The following is a 19909-nucleotide window of genomic DNA, read 5'->3' on the forward strand; positions in this document are numbered from 1 at the left end:
ATGGCTGAGAACACCATTCAATGGGATAAGGACGACGACGGCATCGTCACGCTGACCTTGGACGACCCGTCCGGGTCGGCCAACGTGATGAACGACGCCTACATCGAGTCGATGGGCAAGGCGGTCGATCGCCTTGTCGCGGAAAAGGATTCGATCACCGGCGTGGTCATCACCAGCGCGAAGAAAACCTTCTTCGCCGGTGGCGACGTGAAGAGCATGATCCAGATCGGTCCGGAAAACGCCGGTGAGGCTTTCGATCTGGTCGAGGACGTCAAGAAGCAGTTGCGCACTCTCGAGACGCTGGGCAAGCCGGTGGTGGCCGCCCTCAACGGCGCCGCGCTCGGCGGCGGCCTGGAGATCGCGCTGGCCTGTCATCACCGCATCGCCGCCGACGTCAAGGGCTCGCAGTTCGGCTTCCCCGAGGCGACTTTGGGCTTGCTGCCCGGCGCGGGTGGTGTCACCCGTACGGTGCGCATGTTCGGTATCCAGAACGCGTTCGTCAACATCCTGTCGCAGGGGACGCGCTTCAAGCCGGCCAAGGCCAAGGAGCTCGGCCTGATCGACGAGCTGCTGCCCACGGTCGAGGAGTTAGTGCCCGCTGCCAAGGAGTGGATCAAGGCCAATCCGGACGCGCACGAGCAGCCGTGGGACAAGAAGGGCTACAAGATGCCCGGCGGCACTCCGTCCTCGCCCGGGCTGGCGTCCATCCTGCCGTCGTTCCCGTCGCTGCTGCGCAAGCAGATCAAGGGCGCGCCAATGCCGGCGCCGAAGGCCATCCTGGCCGCCGCGGTCGAGGGTGCGCAGGTCGACTTCGACACGGCCAGCCGCATCGAGAGCCGCTACTTCACTCAGCTGGTCACCGGTCAGGTCGCCAAGAACATGATTCAGGCGTTCTTCTTCGACCTGCAGGCCATCAATTCCGGTGCATCGCGTCCGGACGGAATCGGCAAGACCCCGATCAACAAGATCGGTGTGTTGGGCGCCGGCATGATGGGCGCCGGGATCGCCTACGTGTCGGCTAAGGCCGGCTACGACGTGGTGCTCAAGGACGTCAGCATCGAGGCCGCGCAGAAGGGGAAGGGCTACTCCGAGAAGCTGGAGGCCAAGGCGCTGGAGCGCGGCCGCACCACCGAGGAGAAGTCAAAAGCGCTGCTGGACAAGATCACTCCAACGGCTGACGCCTCGGACTTTGCCGGCGTCGACTTCGTGATCGAGGCGGTGTTCGAGAGCCAGGACCTCAAGCACAAGGTGTTCCAGGAGATCGAGGACATCGTCGAACCCAACGCGGTGCTCGGCTCCAACACCTCGACGCTTCCGATCACCGGTCTGGCGAGCGGCGTCAAGCGCCAAGAGGACTTCATCGGCATCCACTTCTTCTCACCGGTGGACAAGATGCCTCTGGTCGAGATCATTAAGGGCGAGAAGACATCTGACGAGGCGCTGGCCCGGGTGTTCGACTACACCCTGGCGATCGGCAAGACCCCGATCGTGGTCAACGACAGCCGCGGCTTCTTCACCTCCCGGGTGATCGGCACCTTCGTCAACGAGGCCCTGGCGATGCTGGGCGAGGGCGTGGAACCGGCTTCCATCGAGCAGGCCGGTTCGCAGGCCGGTTATCCGGCCCCGCCGCTGCAGCTGTCCGACGAGCTCAACCTCGAGCTCATGCACAAGATCGCCGTCGCCACCCGCAAGGGCGTCGAGGACGCCGGCGGCACCTACGAGCCGCACCCGGCCGAGGCCGTCGTGGAGAAGATGATCGAACTAGGACGGTCTGGACGGCTCAAGGGCGCCGGCTTCTACGAATATCCCGACGGCAAGCGGTCCGGGTTGTGGCCGGGTCTGCATGAGACGTTCAAGTCGGGCACCTCGACGCCGCCGCTGCAGGACATGATCGATCGGATGCTGTTCGCCGAGGCGCTGGAGACGCAAAAGTGTCTCGACGAAGGCGTGTTGACCTCGACCGCCGACGCCAACATCGGGTCCATCATGGGCATCGGTTTCCCGCCGTGGACCGGTGGTAGCGCGCAGTACATCGTCGGCTACGAGGGCCCGGCCGGCATCGGCAAGGAAGCATTCGTCGCCCGGGCCAAGGAACTGGCCCAGAAGTACGGCGACCGGTTCCTGCCCCCGGACTCGCTGACCTAGTCGCGAGCAAGCACGAAAGCCCCCGAAACGACGTTGTTTCGGGGGCTTTCGGCTTTCGCTAGTTGGCGGCCATGGCCTCGTAGTCCACGAACCGCATCTGGTCGAACACGTGCACACCTGCGGTATTGGCCTGCGCCATCGCTCGACCGACGGTGCCCGGCAAGGCCGAAATCAGTTGTGCCCCACGGGTGAGCGCCCAGACACCGGTGGCGGTCTTCGGCACCAGACGCTTGGCCATGGTGCGGGCCACGGCGCGGCTGTTGCGCACCGGCTCGGTGAGTTGGCGTTCGTAGGCGGCGAACGCCCGCGGGTAATCTCCCCGTGCCCGCGCCAGTTCACCGGCCAAGACATACGCGCCGAACACCGACAGGCTGGTACTGCCGCCGACTGCCGGTCCCGGGCAATATCCGGCGTCGCCTACCAACGTGACCCGGCCCTTCGACCAGGTGTCGAGCTGCAGTTGGGTAACCGAATCGAAATAGAACGCCGGAGTGTGGTCGAGCTCGTCGAGCCAGAGGTCTACCTGCGGGTGCATCCCGGCAACGGCTTGGCGGAGCAATTCCTTCTGGCGCTTGACATCCCGATAGTGGTAGTCGAGTTGGGGGCTGCGGAACAGGCACACCACCCGCGCGTCGTCCAGTGGTGCGGCCGTGTAAATCATCACCATCCGGCCGGCGCCGAGATGACCGGACGACTCTCCCTCGCGCGCAAGCGATTTGGGAACCGACAATACGGCCAGATGGCCGCCCAGGAACTCGGTGTGGCCGGCGTCTGGGCCGAAAACCAGCCGTCGCACGTTCGAATGCAGGCCGTCGGCGCCCACCACGACATCGAAAGTGCGGGGCGCGGCATGCTCGAAACGCACGTCGCCGTCGGGGGAGATCGCGGTGATCGAGTCACCGAATAGGTACTCGGCATGACCGCGGCTTGCCTCGTAGTAGGCCTCGCTGAGGTCGTCGCGCATGATCTCGACATGCCGGCTCGACATGGCTCCAAGGAGTTTGGTGAGGTCGACGTGGACGGGTCGGCGGGCGCCTTGCCGATGGACGGTCAACTTGGTCGTCCCAGTGGCCAGCGCTTCAATCCGCGACAGCAGACCCATCTTCTCCGAGATCTCCATGGCCGGCCGAAACAGATCGACGGCGTGCCCGCCGGTCTTGCGCAACTGCGGTGCGCGTTCGACGACGGTGACCTCAAAGCCATAGCGAGCCAGCCAATAAGCCAGTACCGGACCGGAGATACTGGCGCCGGAGATCAGGATGCGCATGCTCAGCTCCTTACTTAACGTTCGGTAAGCGTAACACGGTGCTTACCGATCGTTAAGTCAGTTAAGCTGGCCGGGTGACCCGACCTCGGTCCGACACCCGGCAGCGCATCCAGGACGTGGCACGCGAGCTCTTCTTGCGCCAAGGCGTGCAACGAACGAGCTTGCAGGACATCGCCGATGAGCTCGGTATCACCAAGCCGGCGTTGTACTACCACTACACCTCGCGCGAGGACCTGGTGCGCAGCATCGTCGTACCGCTGATCGAGGACGGGGAGCGATTCGTCGCCGAACAGGAAAGCCACGGGTTTCGTTGCGTGCGTGAGTTGCTCGAGGGCTATTTCGACTTTCACTATCGGCACCGCCAAGACCTCATCCTGGTGTTGACCGAGTTGACGATGCTGGCCGACCTGGGCTTGATCGACACCGTGCTGGCCTGGCGCACGCGGCTGGGCAACCTGGTGTTCGGTCCTAAACCGACCCTGGCCCAAGCCACCCGCGCGGTGCTCGCCTTCGGCGGCCTGCAGGACTGCTGCATGCAGTTCCCCGATGCGCCTCATGAGGAGTTACGCGAGCTGTCGGTGCAGGCCGCTCTGGCTGCATTGGGTGTCTAGCCGCCCGGGTTAGAGTGCGCTATGCGCTTCGGTCTTTTCATCCCCCAGGGTTGGCGAATGGATCTCGTCGGCATCGCACCCGAGCAACAGTGGACGGTGATGCGCGATCTGGCCACCTATGCCGACGGCAGCGCGTGGGATTCGCTGTGGGTGTACGACCACTTCCACACCGTGCCGGTGCCGACCGATCAAGCCACCCATGAGGCGTGGACGCTGATGGCGGCCTACGCGGCTACCACCACACGGATCAAACTCGGCCAGATGTGCACGGCGATGAGTTACCGCAATCCGGTGTATCTGGCCAAGGTCGCGGCTACCACCGACATCATCTCCGGCGGCCGGGTGCAGATGGGCATCGGTGGCGGTTGGTACGAACACGAGTGGCGCGCCTACGGTTACGGATTTCCGTCGGCGGGGGTGCGGTTGGGCCGGTTGGACGAGGGCGTGCAGATCTTGCGGGACGCATGGCGCGACGGCATGGTGAGCTTCGAGGGCAAGCACTACCAAGTAGACGGCGCCATCGTTGCGCCGAAGCCGCTGCAAGACAACGGGATCCCGCTGTGGATCGCCGGCGGCGGCGAAAAGGTGACGCTGCGAATCGCGGCGCGGTACGCCCAGTACACCAACTTCACCGGAGAACCGGCGGGGTTCGCCCACAAATCCGAGGTGCTCGCGGAGCACTGCCGCGACGTGGGCACCGATTTCGGGGCGATCGTGCGCTCGGCGAACTTCACTGCGCTCGTCGGCACCTCGGATGCCGACGTCAAGGACCGTTTACAGCGGGTGCGGGACCGCATGGTCGGATACGTCCCTGAGTCGGTCGCGGATTCGATGATTGCCGGGGGCAGTGGACCCGACTCGGCGACCGGCACCACCGAGCAGATCATCGAGCGATTGGCGAAGGTGCGCGACCTCGGTTGCGAGTATGCGATCTGCTACTTCCCCGAGGCGGCCTACGACCGGTCCGGTATCGAGCTCTTCGAACGCGAGGTCATTCCCGCGCTGAGCTAGAGCTTGACACGTCGAGCGTGTGCTGTGGGCTTCGAACGTGTTGTGGGGGCGCGAATCTCGCGGGATCAGCGCCCTCGGCGCACACTCGGCGCCGTCGTGGCACCCTCGATGCTGCTCAGATGTCGGTTGTGGTGTACCGGGTCTTGACCGGCGGCGCGGCGAGCAGCGGGGGCAACTCGGTCAGCCGACCCTCTCCGGCGCGGAACTTGCGGTAAGCCTCGTCGTGCTCGACGCTCTCCCAGATCTCATAGATCAGCCAGTGGCCGTCGTCGGCGTCGTCGACGAGTACATCGGTGCGAAGATTCCCGTCGAAGGCGCGGGTGTCTTGCAGCGCGCGGCCCATGACATCGCGCGCCGCGGACACCGAGTCCGGCTTGATCTTGAGTTCGAGTATCACAGTGACGGGAATGGTCGTCTCCTTCTTTCGGGGTGATCAGCGATCGGTGCTAATCACCGGTGCGAGTGAACGTCTGCTCGAAGCCGGTGTTCACCGCGCAGGCCCCCGTTTGTTCCTGGTGGCCGTGCCCGATCAGCGACGTTATCGGATCGTCCGGGGGAGCCGGCAACGGGAACTGGGCGATGATACTGAAATGCGTTGTGCCACCGGCCGGGCACTTGTAGTCCTGCTCGGTATTCAGGGTCCATATTCCGTTGGCGAAGATCAACGGTGAGTCGCCCGCGCGGCCGTGGAAGTAGCTGATGCACCGTTCGCCGGTGCGAAGGCACTGCGTGACGACGTCGGACTCGCCCGACTGTTTAGGCTGCTCGGTGTTGAACGACCTCAGCACGCGGTAGTGGCCGTGCAGTGCTGCGGCCGGAGACGCCACCCGCGGTGGCACGGTGGCCGGATCGGTGAGCGTCTTGACGTCGACGTCACCGGTGCGCGTGAAGGTGACGGTCCTTTTGTCTCGGCAGGTGCTTGCGCTGGTGCGGCTGAATTCACCGGTGAGGGTGCCGTCGGGTGCCGGGTGCAACACGAACACTTGCCAGAATTCGGCGGGAGCACCGTGGCATTGGTCGGACGCGAGCGAGACCGCGACCCAGTCCCCGTCGACCTGGTCGAACACCGTGGTTGCCGCCAGCGTGGCGTCTCCGTCGAGGCGGGCGCCGGTGGCCACGCATCCGCTGCCCCCGCAGAACGAGCGCAGGCCGTAGCTGGCCATCACCGATTTGCCGTTGCCGCCGGGATTGCCGTCGAGATCGGTGAGCGGGCCGAAGTCGACGCGGTAGGTGCCGGTGAACGCCGGCAGCGGCGGGGGCGGCGGACTGGCGGGTGCTGCGACCGCGGTAGTGGTGGGCGGCGCGGCGGCAACGGCGGTGGTGGTCGTGCTGGGCGCGGCGTTGGTCGCATGGCGGCGCGACTGGCTGAGCGTGACGCCGGCAAAGACAGCACCGATGACGATCAGTGCCGCCGCGACCAGCGCGCCGATCACGACGGCGGGTCGCTGGATCAACCGCCGGCGAGGCGATGATTGGCCGACCGGCGCGGTGATCGCAATGGCGGGCTGAGTGGCTCGGGTGTCCGGGTACAGGTGGGTGGTGAGTTGGGTGGCGAAGTCGGTGCAGGTGGGGTAGCGGTGGTTGGGGTCTTTGGCGAGTGCGGTGGCGAAGATGGGGTCGAGGTGGGCGAGTTCGGGTCGGCGGGTGCCGATGAATGGTGGTGGGGCGCTGACGTGTTGGGCGATGACCACGGTCGGGTTGGGGTCGGTGTAGGGCGGGGTGCCGGTCAGCAGTTCAAAGGCGGTGCAGGCCAGGGCGTATTGGTCGGCGCGGCCGTCGATGGTGTGGCCGCGTAGTTGTTCGGGGGCGGCGTAGGCCACGGTGCCCACGGCGACGTTGGTGGCGGTGAGTTTGGCGGAGTCGTCGATGCGGCGGGCGATGCCGAAGTCGGCCAGGTAGATGCGGCGGGCGTGGGCGTCGGGGTCGGTGAGCAAGATGTTGGCGGGTTTGACGTCGCGGTGTAGTAGGCCGCGGTGGTGGGCGTAGTCCAGTGCGGAGGCCACCGCGGTGATGATGGCGGCGACTTCGTCGGCGGGCATGCCGCTTTGGTAGCGCTCGGCGAGTAGGCGGGCCGCGTCGGTGCCCGCGACGTAGTCCATGGAGATCCAGAACTGTCCGTCGTGTTCGCCGCGGTCGTGGATGGACACGATGTGGGGGTGGGACAGGCCCGCGGCCAGGTCGGCTTCGCGGGCGAACCGGGCCCGGTATTCGGCGTCGCTGGTGAACTCCGCGGGCAACACCTTGAGGGCGTCTTCGCGAGGTAACCGCGGATGAGTGGCCAGATACACCCGACCCATGCCACCGGCACCGAGCACCCGCAAGATCGTGTACCCGGCAAAGACCTGGCCTACTTCAAGCAACATGGCGTGAATGCTAAACGGGGATGACCAGCGCAGGCTAGCGACAAAGTTGGGATCGGTAGGCGCACGCCGTCGCGCTAGTCGCTTGTGCGCGTGAATGTTTCGTCAAAATCGATACTGACCGCACACGCGCCGATCTGGGTCCAGTGTCCGTGGCCGCTCAGCGCCGGTACCGGATCTTGGACCGGCGCAGGCAGTGGATGCTGCGCGGTGGCTTTCAGGCTGGCCGGGCTCCCGTCCGGGCAGTTGCCGTTGGTCGAGTCGTCCCACGTCCACGTCCCGGCCGCGAAAACCAGTGGCACGTCACCGGATTTGGCGTGGAAGTAGCTCATGCACCGTTCGCCGTTGCGCAGGCAGTTGGTGGTGATGCCGGAGTTGCCCAGCTGTTGTGGGCCACCGTTGGCGAACGTCCGGGTCAGCTGATAGTGACCGTGGAACGCTTCGGCCGGTGACACCACCCGCGGCGGTAGCGTCGCCGGATCGGGCAGCGTGATGTCGAGGTCGCCGGTGCGGGTGAAGGTGACCGTTCGCTTCTCCTGGCAGTTGTTGCGAGCGGTCCGGGTGTGTTCACCGGCAAGCGTGCCGTCCGGACGCGGTTGCAGCGTGAAGACTTCCCAGATCTCGCCGGCGAAGTCCCGGCACGGGCTGGTGGTCAGGCCAACGGCCAACCAGCGCCCCTCGACTTGGTCGAAAACCAACGACGAGGCGAACGCCCGTTCGCCGCCGCCCAGGCGGGATGCGGTCGCAATGCAACCGGCGGGGCCGCAGGTCGAGCGCAGTCCATAGGTCCCGGATGACGTTGCGGCACCGGCTTTTTGCTGCCCGTCGAGATCGGTGAGCTGGCCGAAGTCCACGCGGTAGGTGCCGGTGAACGGCCCGACGACGCTCGGCGCTGCGCTAGACGGAGGCGCGGCGGCGGTCGCGGTGCTGCGCAGGGGCGGGGCGGTCGAGGCTTGATGGTGTTTTTGGGTGAGGGTGACCCCGGTGATGACGGCGGCGATGATGAGCACGGCGACGGCGATCAGGGCGCCGATGACGACGGCGGAGCGTCGGGTGGTCGGTGGATGTGAGATCGGGATGGGAATGGCGGGTTGGGTGTCTTTGGCGTGCAGGGCGGTGACCAGGTCGCGGTGGTCGGGGTTGAGGTGGGTGGTGAGTTGGGTGGCGAAGTCGGTGCAGGTGGGGTAGCGGTGGTTGGGGTCTTTGGCGAGTGCGGTGGCGAAGATGGGGTCGAGGTGGGCGAGTTCGGGTCGGCGGGTGCCGATGAATGGTGGTGGGGCGCTGACGTGTTGGGCGATGACCACGGTCGGGTTGGGGTCGGTGTAGGGCGGGGTGCCGGTCAGCAGTTCAAAGGCGGTGCAGGCCAGGGCGTATTGGTCGGCGCGGCCGTCGATGGTGTGGCCGCGTAGTTGTTCGGGGGCGGCGTAGGCCACGGTGCCCACGGCGACGTTGGTGGCGGTGAGTTTGGCGGAGTCGTCGATGCGGCGGGCGATGCCGAAGTCGGCCAGGTAGATGCGGCGGGCGTGGGCGTCGGGGTCGGTGAGCAAGATGTTGGCGGGTTTGACGTCGCGGTGTAGTAGGCCGCGGTGGTGGGCGTAGTCCAGTGCGGAGGCCACCGCGGTGATGATGGCGGCGACTTCGTCGGCGGGCATGCCGCTTTGGTAGCGCTCGGCGAGTAGGCGGGCCGCGTCGGTGCCCGCGACGTAGTCCATGGAGATCCAGAACTGTCCGTCGTGTTCGCCGCGGTCGTGGATGGACACGATGTGGGGGTGGGACAGGCCCGCGGCCAGGTCGGCTTCGCGGGCGAACCGGGCCCGGTATTCGGCGTCGCTGGTGAACTCCGCGGGCAACACCTTGAGGGCGTCTTCACGCGGTAACCGCGGATGAGTGGCCAGATACACCCGACCCATGCCACCGGCACCGAGCACCCGCAAGATCGTGTACCCGGCAAAGACCTGGCCCGCCTCGAGCGACATGGCCAAATCGTAAAGCTTCGCCGGTGTCGGCAGCGCCGACAGTGGACAACCAGGAGGGAGAATGGGATTTCCACTTTGGCGGAATGCTGTTGTACCGTTTGGTGAGCCGCTTTTACCACGGAGGATCCCTCGATGCAGAAGGCGCTGGACCCCCACATCTCCACCTGGCCGGACGACGAGCCCCAACTGGTCGGCAGTCGGTGCGGCGGCTGTGGAGCCACCACTTTCCCGGTCCAGCAGCTATGCCCGCGCTGTAGCGGATCGGACATGAGCGAGGTGTTGTTGCCCCGCCGCGGCACAGTGGTGGCCTGGACCACCCAGGGTTTTCCGCCCGGAGCGCCCTACGCCGGTCCGGCCGGCAAAGATTTCGTGCCCTTCGGTGTGGGCTTGATTCAGCTCGGCGATGTGATCCGGGTCGAGGGTCGGCTCACCGAAAACGACCCTGCCAAGCTGCAATTCGGGCAAGAGGTCGAGCTGACCATGGTGCCGTTGACCACCGACGCCGACGGCGACGAAATTGTCACGTTCGCATTCCAGCCGGTCTAGTGCCGAGTGAAGCGGGTCGCCACCGTCTATTCAGGAGATGCCATCAATGACCAATGACGTAGCCATCGTCGGTGTGGGCCTGCATCCTTTCGGCAGGTTCGAGAAGACCGCTATGCAGATGGGTGCGGAGGCGATCCAAACCGCGCTCGCCGACGCCGGTGTGGAGTGGAAAGACATACAGTTCGGCTTCGGCGGCAGCCACGAGGTGTCCAACCCCGACGCGGTGACCCGATTGGTGGGCTTGACGGGCATCACCTTCACCAATGTGTTCAACGCCTGCGCCACCGCGGCCAGCGCCATCCAGCAGACGGCCGACACGATTCGGTTGGGGAAGTACGACATCGGCATCGCCATTGGTTTGGACAAGCATCCGCGCGGCGCGTTCACCGACGACCCCGCCAAGCTGGCGCTGCCACAGTGGTATGCCCAGAACGGCCAGTTCGTCACCACCAAGTTCTTCGGAATGAAGGCCAACAAGTACCTGCACGACCACAACATCTCCCCGGTCACCTTGGCCAAGGTCGCCGCCAAGAACTACCGCAATGGATCAATGAATCCAAATGCGTTCCGGCGCAAGGCGCTTGGTGAAGAGGAGATCCTCAACTCGACCGTGCTCAACTACCCGCTGACGCAGTACATGTTCTGCGCCCCCGACGAGGGCGCCGCGGCGGTGGTGATGTGCCGCGCCGACCTGGCGCACCAGTACACCGACAAGCCGGTGTATGTGCGCGCCAGCGAAATCCGCACCCGTCGGTACGGCGCCTACGAAGTCCATGCCACCTTCGCCCCGCTCGACGAGGACTCCTCACCCACGGTCTACGCGGCCAAGGCCGCCTACGAAGCCGCCGGCATCGGACCGGAAGACGTCGACGTGGCCCAACTGCAGGACACCGACGCCGGTGCCGAGGTCATCCACATGGCCGAGACCGGGCTGTGCGCCGACGGTGAACAAGAAAAGCTGCTCGCCGACGGCGCCACCGAGATCAGCGGATCGCTGCCGATCAACACCGACGGCGGGCTGATCGCCAACGGCGAACCGATCGGCGCGTCGGGGCTGCGCCAGGTGCACGAGCTGGTGCGCCAGCTACGCGGTGAGGCGGGCGAGCGGCAGGTGCCCGGCAACCCGCGCGTGGGACTGGCGCAGGTGTACGGCGCACCGGGCACCGCGTCCGCGACGATCCTGTCGCTCTGAGTCGCGCCGTCAGGACTAGATCGCCGGGCCCAGCAGGTCGTCGGCGTCGCGGATGATGTAGCCGTAGCCCTGCTCGGCCAGGAACCGCTGCCGGTGCGCGGCGTACTCGGCGTCCAAGCTGTCCCGCGCCACCACGGAGTAAAAGATCGCGCCCCCGCCGTCGGCTTTGGGCCTCAGCAGCCGGCCCAGCCGCTGCGCCTCTTCCTGGCGTGAGCCGAAGGTTCCCGAAACCTGCACTGCCACAGACGCTTCCGGCAAGTCGATGGAGAAGTTAGCCACCTTGGACACCACCAAAGTGGAGATCTCGCCACGGCGAAAGCCGTCGAACAGTGCTTCGCGTTCTTTGGTCCTGGTCGAGCCCTGGATCACCGGTGCGTTCAATTCGGCGCCGAGCTCCTCGAGTTGGTCGAGGTAGGCGCCGATCACCAAGGTCTGCTCGCCGGGGTGCTTGTCCAGAATCGACTTGACCACCGCGATCTTGGTGTGCACCGTCGAACACAGCCGGTAGCGTTCCTCGGGTTCGGCGGTGGCGTACATCATGCGTTCGTTGTCGGTCATGGTGACTCGGACTTCGACGCATTCGGCCGGTGCGATCCAGCCCTGCGCTTCGATGTCTTTCCACGGCGCGTCGTAACGCTTGGGCCCGATCAGGGAGAACACGTCGCCTTCTCGGCCGTCTTCACGGATCAACGTCGCGGTCAGCCCCAGGCGGCGCTTGGACTGCAGATCGGCGGTCATCCGGAACACCGGCGCCGGCAACAGGTGCACCTCGTCGTAGATGATCAGTCCCCAGTCGCGGCTGTCGAACAGTTCCAGATGCCGGTATTCGCCCTTGGTGCGGCGGGTGATCATCTGGTACGTCGAGATGGTGACGGGCCGGATCTCCTTGCGCTCGCCGGAGTATTCACCGATCTCCTCCTCGGTCAGCGAGGTGCGGGCGACCAGTTCGCGTTTCCATTGCCGGGCCGCGACGATATTGGTGACCAGGATCAGCGTCGTGGCTCGCGCTTTGGCCATCGCGGCCGCGCCGACCAGCGTCTTGCCGGCACCGCAGGGCAGAACCACCACCCCCGAGCCGCCGGCCCAGAATGAGTCGGCGGCCATCTGCTGGTAGTCGCGCAGCTCCCAGCCGTCGGGCTGCAGCTCGATCTGGTGCGCCTCGCCGTCGACGTAACCGGCGAGATCCTCTGCCGGCCAACCGATCTTGAGTAGCAGCTGTTTGACCCGGCCGCGCTCGCTGGGGTGTACGACGACGGTGTCGTCATCGATGCGGTTGCCCAACATCGGGGCGATCTTCTTGTTGCGCAGCACCTCCTCGAGCACCGCGCGGTCCAGGCTGACCAGGGTCAGGCCGTGGGCGGGGTTCTTCACCAGTTGCAGGCGCCCGTAGCGGGCCATGGTGTCGACGATGTCGACCAGCAACGGCTGGGGAACCGCGTAGCGGGAGAAGCTGACCAGCGCGTCGACCACCTGCTCGGCGTCGTGGCCGGCGGCGCGGGCGTTCCACAGCGCCAGGGGCGTGATGCGGTAGGTGTGCACGTGCTCAGGTGCGCGTTCCAGCTCGGCGAACGGCGCAATGGCGGCGCGTGCGGCGTCGGCGAGTTCGTGATCGACTTCCAGCAGCACCGTCTTGTCCGACTGCACGATCAGTGGTCCGTCAGTCATGACACCCATTATCCCGAGTCGGCCGACACCACCGAGGTGATGCGGTGGATGGCAAACTCACGCAGCCGGCTGGACGCAGAATCGAAGGCCGTCAACTGACCCCCACGGATGAGGATGGGCGATACCACCCGTTGGGTGGCCACGCCCGCCGCGTCGAGATACCCGATCAGCACCGTGTCTCGATCTTTGGCCGCGCGCTGCAGCAACGACATCGCCACGGCTGGGTCGACGCGGATGTTGCCGAACGGGGCGGCGGTCACCTTGCGCAAAACCGCCACGACGGCGTTGAGGGTGTCGCTGCTGGGTCGCGGCGGCGGCCGATAGGGGGTGCGGCGCTGCGGCGTGGCCACCCGCGCGCCCCGGGTGCGCACATCCACGATGGCGCCGGTCGAGTCTTCGGCCGCCGGCGCCAAACCGGCACTACGTAGCGCCGCGAGCACCTCGGCGATCGGCGCGGGAGACACCGCCACAGTCGGGGCCAGGGCCCGCAGCTGCAAGTCCTCGGCAGCCGATATGGCCTGCGCCAGCAACGCGGGATCCTCGCAGCGCACGAACGACGCGGCCATGCCGATCCGCAGTTGCCCGTGCCGCCGCGCCACATCGTCGATGAGATAAGTAAGCCCTTGGGGCACGGGCGTTTTGGAATGGATTCGGAAGAAGTTGTGCATCCAGTCGCGGGTCTTGCCGATATCGAGCGCGTGCCGGATGGAGGGCTCGCTGACCCGGTACACCATTGCGGTTCCCGCCGACTCGACGGTGGCTACCGTGGCGAGATCCTCGGCCAGATCACGCTCCAGCGGGCCGGGCACGACGATGGTCAGGTCGGCCTGGACCAGGAAGTGGTCGATCGGTTTGGGCAACGCTCGCGTCATCGCGTCGATCGCGGCCGCGGCGTCGTTGGAGTCCAGCAGGGCGCGAGCCGGGGTGCTGATGGCGCCGCGACCGATCAGACCGACGGCGTGCCCCTCACTCAGCAGGTCGGCGACGGGCCCCGGTTGCAACCGCCGCGCCCAGCGCGGCCGGCGCCACAGCAAGGCCTCCGATGCGCTGGCCGCATCGACGCCCGCACCGGCGGGCAACTCGGCCAGCATGTCCAGTAGTAGTCGGCGATCCAGCGGCGCCGCGGTCGAAAACAGCGAATCCGACAGCGCACCATAAGGTTTGCCGTCGGGCCCGCGAGTCCCGATCAAGGCCGGGCGACCGGGCAGGTCCAGCCAGGTGGCGGCCAGGGTGTGCCATCGCTCGGCGGCGGGCAGCGCGGTGAACCGGTCGGCGGTCGCTGTGGGCGCCCAGTACGGTCCCTCCCCGTAGGTCGGGACGGGGTCGGGTATGCCGCTGGCGATCAAACTCGCCGCGGCGCTGATCTCGAGGATCAGGCCCAACCGGGGCTCGTCGATTCCGGTCGCTTTGGCCAGGCGCTTGACCTCGCGCACTCCTAGTCCGCCGCTGCGCAGTTCGGCGACCGGGGCGGTGCCCAGGTTCTCCAGCAGCACGTCGACCTCGCGCAGCAGGTCGATGACCGCCCCGGCGGCCACCGCATCGGCGTCGGCCGGGCGGGTGGTGGTCACCACCGGGTCGGGAGCGGTGAGTCGCATTGGGCCGGGGCGCTCGCCGCGCAGCACCTGCCCGACGTGGCGGGGCAAGATCACCGTGTCGGCGTCGATGCGGCGCAGCAGTCCGGTCGCCAGCAGGCGCGGCACCGGCCGGTCCGGCGGGGCGCCGGGGGCCGCGTCGCGGGTTCGTCCCATCGGGGAGCCTTCCAGCAGGCGTTCCAGCACGTCGCGTTGCGCGTCGTCGAGCCCGTCGAGCAAGGCGGCGATCTCCCCGCCGCTGCGCGCGGAATCTTCCAGGGTGACCTGACCCGGATGCCAGGGCAGGGCGGTGGCGGCGTCGGCGGCCACCCGCACCGCCGTCTCGCCCCAGGCCAGGGCCCGGTCTTTCAGGTCCTCGAGAGCGCTGAGGACACCGCTTTCCAGGTCACCTGCGGGCGCGTGGTCGGCGAGAAGAGCCAGCAATTTGGCCACGGGCACCGGCTCGGCATCGGCTTGCAACACCAGCAGTGCGTCGATGACGGCCAGCCGCAGGAAGTCCAGATCGTCGGTGGCGGCTTTGACCGATTGACGAGCCTGGGCCCGCGCGGCCAGCGCGGCGATGCTGCCTGGCGGGGGTTGGGCTAGATCTGGCCGCAGTTCGAGCAGCCGGATGAGCCGCTCGTCGGACAAGTCGGCCAGCCACGACCCCAGCGGTATATCCGGGGTTTGTTCGGTCATTGCTGATCAGCGTAGGCCGCACCGGCAACCTTGCGCCGCGCCCGGGTGCGCGACCTGTCAGAATGGTCCCGTGGCTGACACAGACGGCAAAGCGCGCAAAAGCAAGTATGTGGACAACGGCTGGCCGACCACAGACCCCGACGACCACGCGGTGAGCGAACTCGTGACCGACCGCACCGGTGCGTTGTCGCCGTTCGGCGAAGTGGTGTTTCCGGTGGACGCCGAGACCCTCCCGTATCTGCACCCGGTGACCGACGTCAACTGGTAGGCCTCTCGAATGACCAGCCAGGCTGGGGCTAGCGGGGTTTCCCCCGACGCCCCGGTGAACGCGCTGTCGCACCTTGACGAGCAGGGGGCAGCGCACATGGTCGACGTGACCGAGAAGGCGGCCACCAAACGCACCGCCACCGCCGCCGGGAGCTTGCACACGTCCGCCGAGGTGGTGGCGTTGATCTCCAGCGGCGGCCTGCCCAAGGGCGATGCGCTGGCCACCGCGCGGGTGGCCGGCATCCTGGCCGCCAAACACACCAGCGACCTGATTCCGCTGTGCCATCAGCTCGCGCTCACCGGAGTCGACGTCGACTTCACCGTGGGTGACACGGACATCGAGATCACCGCGACGGTGCGCAGCACCGACCGCACCGGGGTGGAAATGGAAGCCCTGACCGCGGTCAGCGTGGCGGGCCTGACCTTGTACGACATGATCAAGGCGGTCGACCCGAGCGCGCGCATCGACGACATTCGGGTGCTGCGCAAAGAAGGCGGACGAAGCGGAAGTTGGACACGACGATGACCCGATCTGGCCGAGTGATCATCTCCTCAACCCGGGCGTCGGCCGGTGTCTATACCGACGAATGCGGGCCGATCATCGCCGAATTGCTGCAGCAGCACGGGATTTCGGCCGGCGATCCGGTGGTGGTGGCCGACGGCAACCCGGTCGGGGAAGCGTTGCATGATGCGCTCGACGCGCAAGTCGACGTGATCATCACCTCGGGCGGCACCGGGATCTCGCCGACCGACACCACTCCCGAACAGACCGTCGCAGTGCTGGATTTCATCATCCCGGGCCTGGCCGACGAGATCCGCCGGTCCGGCCTGCCCAAGGTGCCGACGTCGGTGCTGTCCCGCGGGGTGTGCGGGGTGGCCGGCCGAACACTGGTGGTCAACCTGCCCGGATCGCCCGGCGGTGTTCGGGACGGGTTGGGAGTGCTGGAAAACGTCTTGGACCATGCCCTGGACCAGTTGGCCGGACAAGACCACCGGCGATGACGCTGATCGTGCGGGCCGAGGTCACCGAGCGGCCCATTTCCCTGGCCGAACACGAAGACCTGGTCAGCCATCAGGCGGCTGGAGCCGTCGTCGGCTTCGTCGGGGTAATCCGCGACCACGATAGGGGCCGTGGCGTATTGCGGCTGGAGTACTCCGCGCACCCGTCGGCGGGGCAGGTCTTTGCTGAGGTGGTCGGGGAGGTGGCCGAGTCCGCGAGCGGGGTCCGAGCCGTCGCGGCCAGTCACCGCATCGGCGTATTGGGCATCGGGGACGCTGCCCTGGTGGCCGCGGTGGCTGCCGACCATCGCCAAGCCGCGTTTGCTACCTGCGCCTTGCTGGTGGACACCATCAAGCAGCGGCTGCCGGTATGGAAACACCAGTTCTTCGACGATGGAACCGAAGAATGGGTGGGTTCGGCCTGATCAGCTGACCAGCACGCAGGCCCCCGCAAGCAGCGGTTCGTCACCGCTTGCGGGGGCCGGCGTACTGATGGTTCCAGCGCGGATCAGCGGGGCTGGGCGAGCGCGTCGAGCGCGTCGTTACCGCTGACGTCCTGGGCGCGGATCGCCTGCCACAGCTTGGCGGTGTAGCCGACGGTCGATGCGTCGTGAACCTGCGCGGGTGCTTCGGTGACGTCACCGGGAGCCGGCGGCGCGTCGGCGGGCTGCGGAGCCTCCTCGGGCACCTGCACGCCGGCCTCGATCACTGCCGGGGCAGGAGCGGGCTGGTCACCCGGCGGTGGCGGCGGCACCTGGTCAGCCGGCGGCGGGGCGTCGGCGGGCGGCGGCGCATCCGCGGGCGGCGCCGGTAGTTCGACCGGAGGCGCAGGCGGCATCGCGTCGGGCGCCGGAAGGTCGCTGCTGGCCAATTCCACGGCTGGGGCGGGCTCAGCCGGTGCCGGCCCGTCCGCTGGCGGCGGCGCGTCCGGAGCCGGGAGCTCACCGTTCAGTCCGGGTGCATCCAGGGGCTGGTTCAGATCGGCCGGCTGCGGAAGCACATTGCGCGGCGACGGGCCCGACAGCCCGGTGCCGCAGACCGGCCAGGCGCCACGGCCCTGACTGGCCAGCACCCGCTCGGCGACGGCGATCTGTTGATCCTTGGTGGCCAGCTGGGCCGACGGGGCGAATTCGCCGCCCCCGTGCGAGGCCCAGGTGCCCGCGGCGAACTGGACGCCGCCGTAGAAACCATTGCCAGTATTGATCGACCAGTTTCCACCCGACTCACAACGGGCAACCTGGTCCCATTCGCTATCTGTCGCCGCGGACGCCTGAGCGGCCATGGCGATGCTGCCGCCACCGAGTACCGCACCGGTGAAGGCGATTTTGGCGACGCTGACGCTTGAAGTAGTGGGCTTACGGTGACGTCCACTCATTCCGTTATGCGATTCCTCTCGTGTACACGCCTACGAGGTCAGCTGTCGGGTTCGGGTTTGAGAGGTCACCCGGCCGGTGTCGACGTTGACGCCGGCTTCACCCCAAGGAGCCCGTTCGGGCCCCGTCTGGTCTCGGTGGACCTGGTGGGTCCCCCGCCTCCATCCGTGGGTCGGAATCCCTCGCCTACCGGATGGAGCTCGGCGTGTTGCAGGTGAGGGAGGGCTTGTCGCTTGGGTTCGATGTGACGAGCCATCGCAGACGGTAGCGGGTTCAGTCGGTCTCGTCACGCGTGTCGAAAGTGGGCGTTTCCCTCACAGCCGCAACCGAAAACGCCAGGAACACTTGCTGTTTGCCCAGCTCATAACACCCCGCAATCGGGGCGTGGCCGTGTCGTTATCGTTCCGTTACGTGAGATATTTCACAGTTTCATCCGCCGGCGAAGGGCGGGAGTACGTCAACTGTGTCGCCGGCGGATAACGCCGCGGTGTCGTCTCGGACGGCAATCCCGTCCCGGAGGAACGAGCACCGGCGCAAGACCGTGGCCAGCCGGTCACTGCCGGCGGCCAAGCGCTCGACCAGCCCGGCAACGCTGGTGCCGAGCGGCACCGTCACCGTCTCGTTCTCGAGTCCCGCAGCGGCGCGGGCCGCAGCGAAATAACGGACGGTCACTTCGATTGCGTCCGGCTCGTCGGCCGGGCGGATCGCTGGGCTAGCCACCGATCGCACTCATCGGGCGATCGGGCTGGATGAAGTCCGGGTCGTTGATGCCGTGCCCGGCGGGTTTGGCCCACATTGCGGCGCGCCAGGCCGCTTCGATCGCGTCGTCGCTGGCGCCGCTGCGCAGCAGCCCGCGCAGGTCGGTTTCCTCGGTGGCGAACAGACAGCTGCGGATCTGGCCGTCGGCGGTGAGCCGAGTGCGGTCACAGGACGAACAGAAGGCGTGCGAGACCGAGGCGATCACGCCGAATTTCCCGGACGGGGTGTCGGGGCCGGTGTCGACGAGCCAGAGTTCGGCCGGAGCCGAACCGCGCGGTGCTGGGTCGGGCCGCAGCCGGAAGTGGGGGCGCAGCTCCGCCAGGACATCGTCGGCGCTCAGCGTGGCGTTGCGGCTCCAGCGGTGGCCCGCATCCAAGGGCATCTGCTCGATGACCCGCAGCTGGTAGCCGTGCGCCAGGCAGAACCGCAGGAGCTCGACGACGTCCTCACGACCGGTAACCGGGTCGAGGACGGCGTTCACCTTGACCGGCGTCAAGCCGGCGTGCTTGGCGGCCGCCAAACCGTCCAGCACGTCGGTGAGGCGGTCACGCCGGGTGATGGCGGCGAAGTGCGCCCGGTCGACGCTGTCCAAGGAGACGTTGACCCGATTCAGGCCGGCTTGGGCCAAGGCGTTGGCGCGCCGCGCCAAGCTCACCCCGTTGGTGGTCAGCGAGATCTCCGGGCGGGGATTGAGGCTGGCCGCCGCCGCGATCACCTCGTCGAGGTGACGGGCGACCAGCGGCTCACCGCCGGTGAAGCGCACGCTGGTGATGCCCAGGCGCGTGACGGCGATCCGCAGCAGCCGGGCCAGTTCGTCGGCGCGCAGTAGTTGCTCATTGGGCAGCCAGTCCAGGCCCTCGGCCGGCATGCAGTAGTTGCAGCGCAGATTGCACCGGTCGGTCAGCGAGACCCGCAGATCGGTGGCGGCTCGTCCGTATGTGTCGACCAGGGGACCGTCGGTTGGCGCGGTGTCGGGGAAGCCCCGGAGGTTTGCCGGGTGTTGTTGGCTACGGCGCACCGTGGGGACGCCCAATGAGGTCAGCGTCATGCCGGCACCCGAGCCGTCGGCGCACCCGCCGAGCCGGCGGGAACGATCTCCTTGCCCAGCGGCAGCAGCGAGACCGGAATCAGTTTGAGGTTTGCCAGCGCGAGCGGGATGCCGACAATGGTGACCGCCATGGCCGCCGCGGTCGCCACGTGTCCGATGGCCAGCCAGATGCCGCACAGCAGCACCCAGATGAAGTTGCCGACCAGCGCGCCCGTCCCGGCGCGAGGTTTGTCGACGATCGTGCGGCCGAACGGCCACAGCGCGTAGGACTCGATGCGCAGGGAGGCGAAGCCGAACGGGATGGTGATGATCAGCAGGAAACAGACAAGCGCTGCCAGCAGGTATCCGAGGGCCAGCCACAGGCCACCGAAGACCAGCCAGATGACGTTCAGAATCAGGCGCATCTCTCCTCCAGCGGTA

Annotated in this window: 19 protein-coding genes and 1 riboswitch; of the genes, 9 read left to right on the forward strand and 10 right to left on the reverse strand. The window is 67.1% G+C overall.

What is annotated here, in order from left to right:
- Entirely contained in the window at positions 1-2145 is a 2145-nt protein-coding gene (locus A9W95_RS21940) for a 3-hydroxyacyl-CoA dehydrogenase NAD-binding domain-containing protein (protein ID WP_067417711.1), read from the forward strand.
- Positions 2146-2203: 58 nt separating this feature from the next.
- Here A9W95_RS21940 and A9W95_RS21945 read toward each other — a convergent pair whose 3' ends face one another.
- Positions 2204-3412 carry an FAD-dependent monooxygenase gene (locus tag A9W95_RS21945; protein WP_067417713.1) on the reverse strand — a complete coding sequence of 403 codons (1209 nt, stop codon included), beginning with the start codon at positions 3410-3412 and terminating at the stop codon, positions 2204-2206.
- A gap of 74 nt (positions 3413-3486) precedes the next feature.
- Here A9W95_RS21945 and A9W95_RS21950 point away from each other — a divergent pair, with 74 nt between their 5' ends.
- Together A9W95_RS21950 and A9W95_RS21955 are read left to right on the forward strand one after the other, a co-directional pair.
- On the forward strand, positions 3487-4023 hold the full coding sequence (locus A9W95_RS21950) for a TetR/AcrR family transcriptional regulator (protein ID WP_067417716.1): 537 nt from the start codon (positions 3487-3489) through the stop codon (positions 4021-4023).
- Between the two features lie 21 nt (positions 4024-4044).
- The gene (locus tag A9W95_RS21955) at positions 4045-5034 is read left to right on the forward strand and encodes an LLM class F420-dependent oxidoreductase (protein ID WP_067417719.1); all 990 of its coding nucleotides are present in this window, start codon (positions 4045-4047) and stop codon (positions 5032-5034) included.
- A gap of 115 nt (positions 5035-5149) precedes the next feature.
- Here the strand turns inward: A9W95_RS21955 and A9W95_RS21960 are convergent, their stop codons facing one another.
- The 3 genes from A9W95_RS21960 to A9W95_RS21970 all read right to left on the reverse strand — a co-directional run bounded on the left by A9W95_RS21960 (position 5150) and on the right by A9W95_RS21970 (position 9370).
- A complete protein-coding gene (locus tag A9W95_RS21960; RefSeq protein WP_067417723.1) occupies positions 5150-5443 on the reverse strand; it encodes a putative quinol monooxygenase in 294 nt (97 codons plus the stop codon).
- Positions 5444-5480: 37 nt separating this feature from the next.
- Positions 5481-7397: a serine/threonine-protein kinase gene (locus A9W95_RS28330; protein WP_067417726.1), complete on the reverse strand. Its 1917-nt coding sequence runs from the start codon at positions 7395-7397 to the stop codon at positions 5481-5483.
- A gap of 74 nt (positions 7398-7471) precedes the next feature.
- A complete protein-coding gene (locus tag A9W95_RS21970) occupies positions 7472-9370 on the reverse strand; it encodes a serine/threonine-protein kinase (protein WP_067417729.1) in 1899 nt (632 codons plus the stop codon).
- 132 nt (positions 9371-9502) lie between these two features.
- Between A9W95_RS21970 and A9W95_RS21975 the strand changes: the two genes are divergently transcribed.
- Positions 9503-9916 (forward strand): Zn-ribbon domain-containing OB-fold protein, encoded by a 414-nt coding sequence (locus tag A9W95_RS21975; protein WP_067417732.1) that lies wholly within the window; start codon positions 9503-9505, stop codon positions 9914-9916.
- Positions 9917-9962: 46 nt separating this feature from the next.
- The gene (locus tag A9W95_RS21980) at positions 9963-11108 is read left to right on the forward strand and encodes a thiolase family protein (protein ID WP_067417735.1); all 1146 of its coding nucleotides are present in this window, start codon (positions 9963-9965) and stop codon (positions 11106-11108) included.
- Positions 11109-11123: 15 nt separating this feature from the next.
- On the opposite strand, the gene A9W95_RS21985 is transcribed toward A9W95_RS21980, so the two are convergent.
- Both A9W95_RS21985 and A9W95_RS21990 read right to left on the reverse strand, forming a co-directional pair.
- On the reverse strand, positions 11124-12773 hold the full coding sequence (locus A9W95_RS21985; protein ID WP_067417901.1) for a DNA repair helicase XPB: 1650 nt from the start codon (positions 12771-12773) through the stop codon (positions 11124-11126).
- Between the two features lie 8 nt (positions 12774-12781).
- Positions 12782-15043: a helicase-associated domain-containing protein gene (locus tag A9W95_RS21990; RefSeq protein WP_067417738.1), complete on the reverse strand. Its 2262-nt coding sequence runs from the start codon at positions 15041-15043 to the stop codon at positions 12782-12784.
- Positions 15044-15113: 70 nt separating this feature from the next.
- Here A9W95_RS21990 and A9W95_RS21995 point away from each other — a divergent pair, with 70 nt between their 5' ends.
- The 4 genes from A9W95_RS21995 to A9W95_RS22010 are packed head-to-tail and all read left to right on the forward strand — an operon-like array spanning position 15114 to position 16734.
- Positions 15114-15311 (forward strand): hypothetical protein, encoded by a 198-nt coding sequence (locus A9W95_RS21995; RefSeq protein ID WP_067417740.1) that lies wholly within the window; start codon positions 15114-15116, stop codon positions 15309-15311.
- A gap of 9 nt (positions 15312-15320) precedes the next feature.
- A complete protein-coding gene (moaC, locus tag A9W95_RS22000) occupies positions 15321-15836 on the forward strand; it encodes a cyclic pyranopterin monophosphate synthase MoaC (protein WP_067417743.1) in 516 nt (171 codons plus the stop codon).
- Positions 15833-16312, forward strand: a complete 480-nt coding sequence (locus A9W95_RS22005) for a molybdenum cofactor biosynthesis protein B (protein WP_067417746.1) — start codon at positions 15833-15835, stop codon at positions 16310-16312. Before moaC ends, A9W95_RS22005 begins: the two co-directional genes overlap by 4 nt.
- A complete protein-coding gene (locus A9W95_RS22010; RefSeq protein WP_067417749.1) occupies positions 16309-16734 on the forward strand; it encodes a molybdenum cofactor biosynthesis protein MoaE in 426 nt (141 codons plus the stop codon). The genes A9W95_RS22005 and A9W95_RS22010 overlap by 4 nt, the downstream gene beginning before the upstream one ends.
- An 83-nt stretch (positions 16735-16817) precedes the next feature.
- Here A9W95_RS22010 and A9W95_RS22015 read toward each other — a convergent pair whose 3' ends face one another.
- The 4 genes from A9W95_RS22015 to A9W95_RS22030 all read right to left on the reverse strand — a co-directional run bounded on the left by A9W95_RS22015 (position 16818) and on the right by A9W95_RS22030 (position 19893).
- Positions 16818-17684: a transglycosylase family protein gene (locus tag A9W95_RS22015; RefSeq protein WP_067417752.1), complete on the reverse strand. Its 867-nt coding sequence runs from the start codon at positions 17682-17684 to the stop codon at positions 16818-16820.
- Positions 17685-17694: 10 nt separating this feature from the next.
- Positions 17695-17898, reverse strand: a riboswitch (cyclic di-AMP (ydaO/yuaA leader).
- 213 nt (positions 17899-18111) lie between these two features.
- A complete protein-coding gene (locus A9W95_RS22020; RefSeq protein ID WP_082983261.1) occupies positions 18112-18402 on the reverse strand; it encodes a MoaD/ThiS family protein in 291 nt (96 codons plus the stop codon).
- Positions 18395-19489: a GTP 3',8-cyclase MoaA gene (gene moaA, locus A9W95_RS22025; RefSeq protein ID WP_067417755.1), complete on the reverse strand. Its 1095-nt coding sequence runs from the start codon at positions 19487-19489 to the stop codon at positions 18395-18397. The genes A9W95_RS22020 and moaA overlap by 8 nt, the downstream gene beginning before the upstream one ends.
- On the reverse strand, positions 19486-19893 hold the full coding sequence (locus A9W95_RS22030) for a YccF domain-containing protein (protein ID WP_067417758.1): 408 nt from the start codon (positions 19891-19893) through the stop codon (positions 19486-19488). The genes moaA and A9W95_RS22030 overlap by 4 nt, the downstream gene beginning before the upstream one ends.
- Between the last annotated feature and the right edge of the window lie 16 nt (positions 19894-19909).

Origin of the sequence: Mycobacterium sp. 1423905.2, from assembly GCF_001673155.1 — a bacterium.
In the GTDB taxonomy this organism is placed as follows: Bacteria; Actinomycetota; Actinomycetes; order Mycobacteriales; family Mycobacteriaceae; genus Mycobacterium.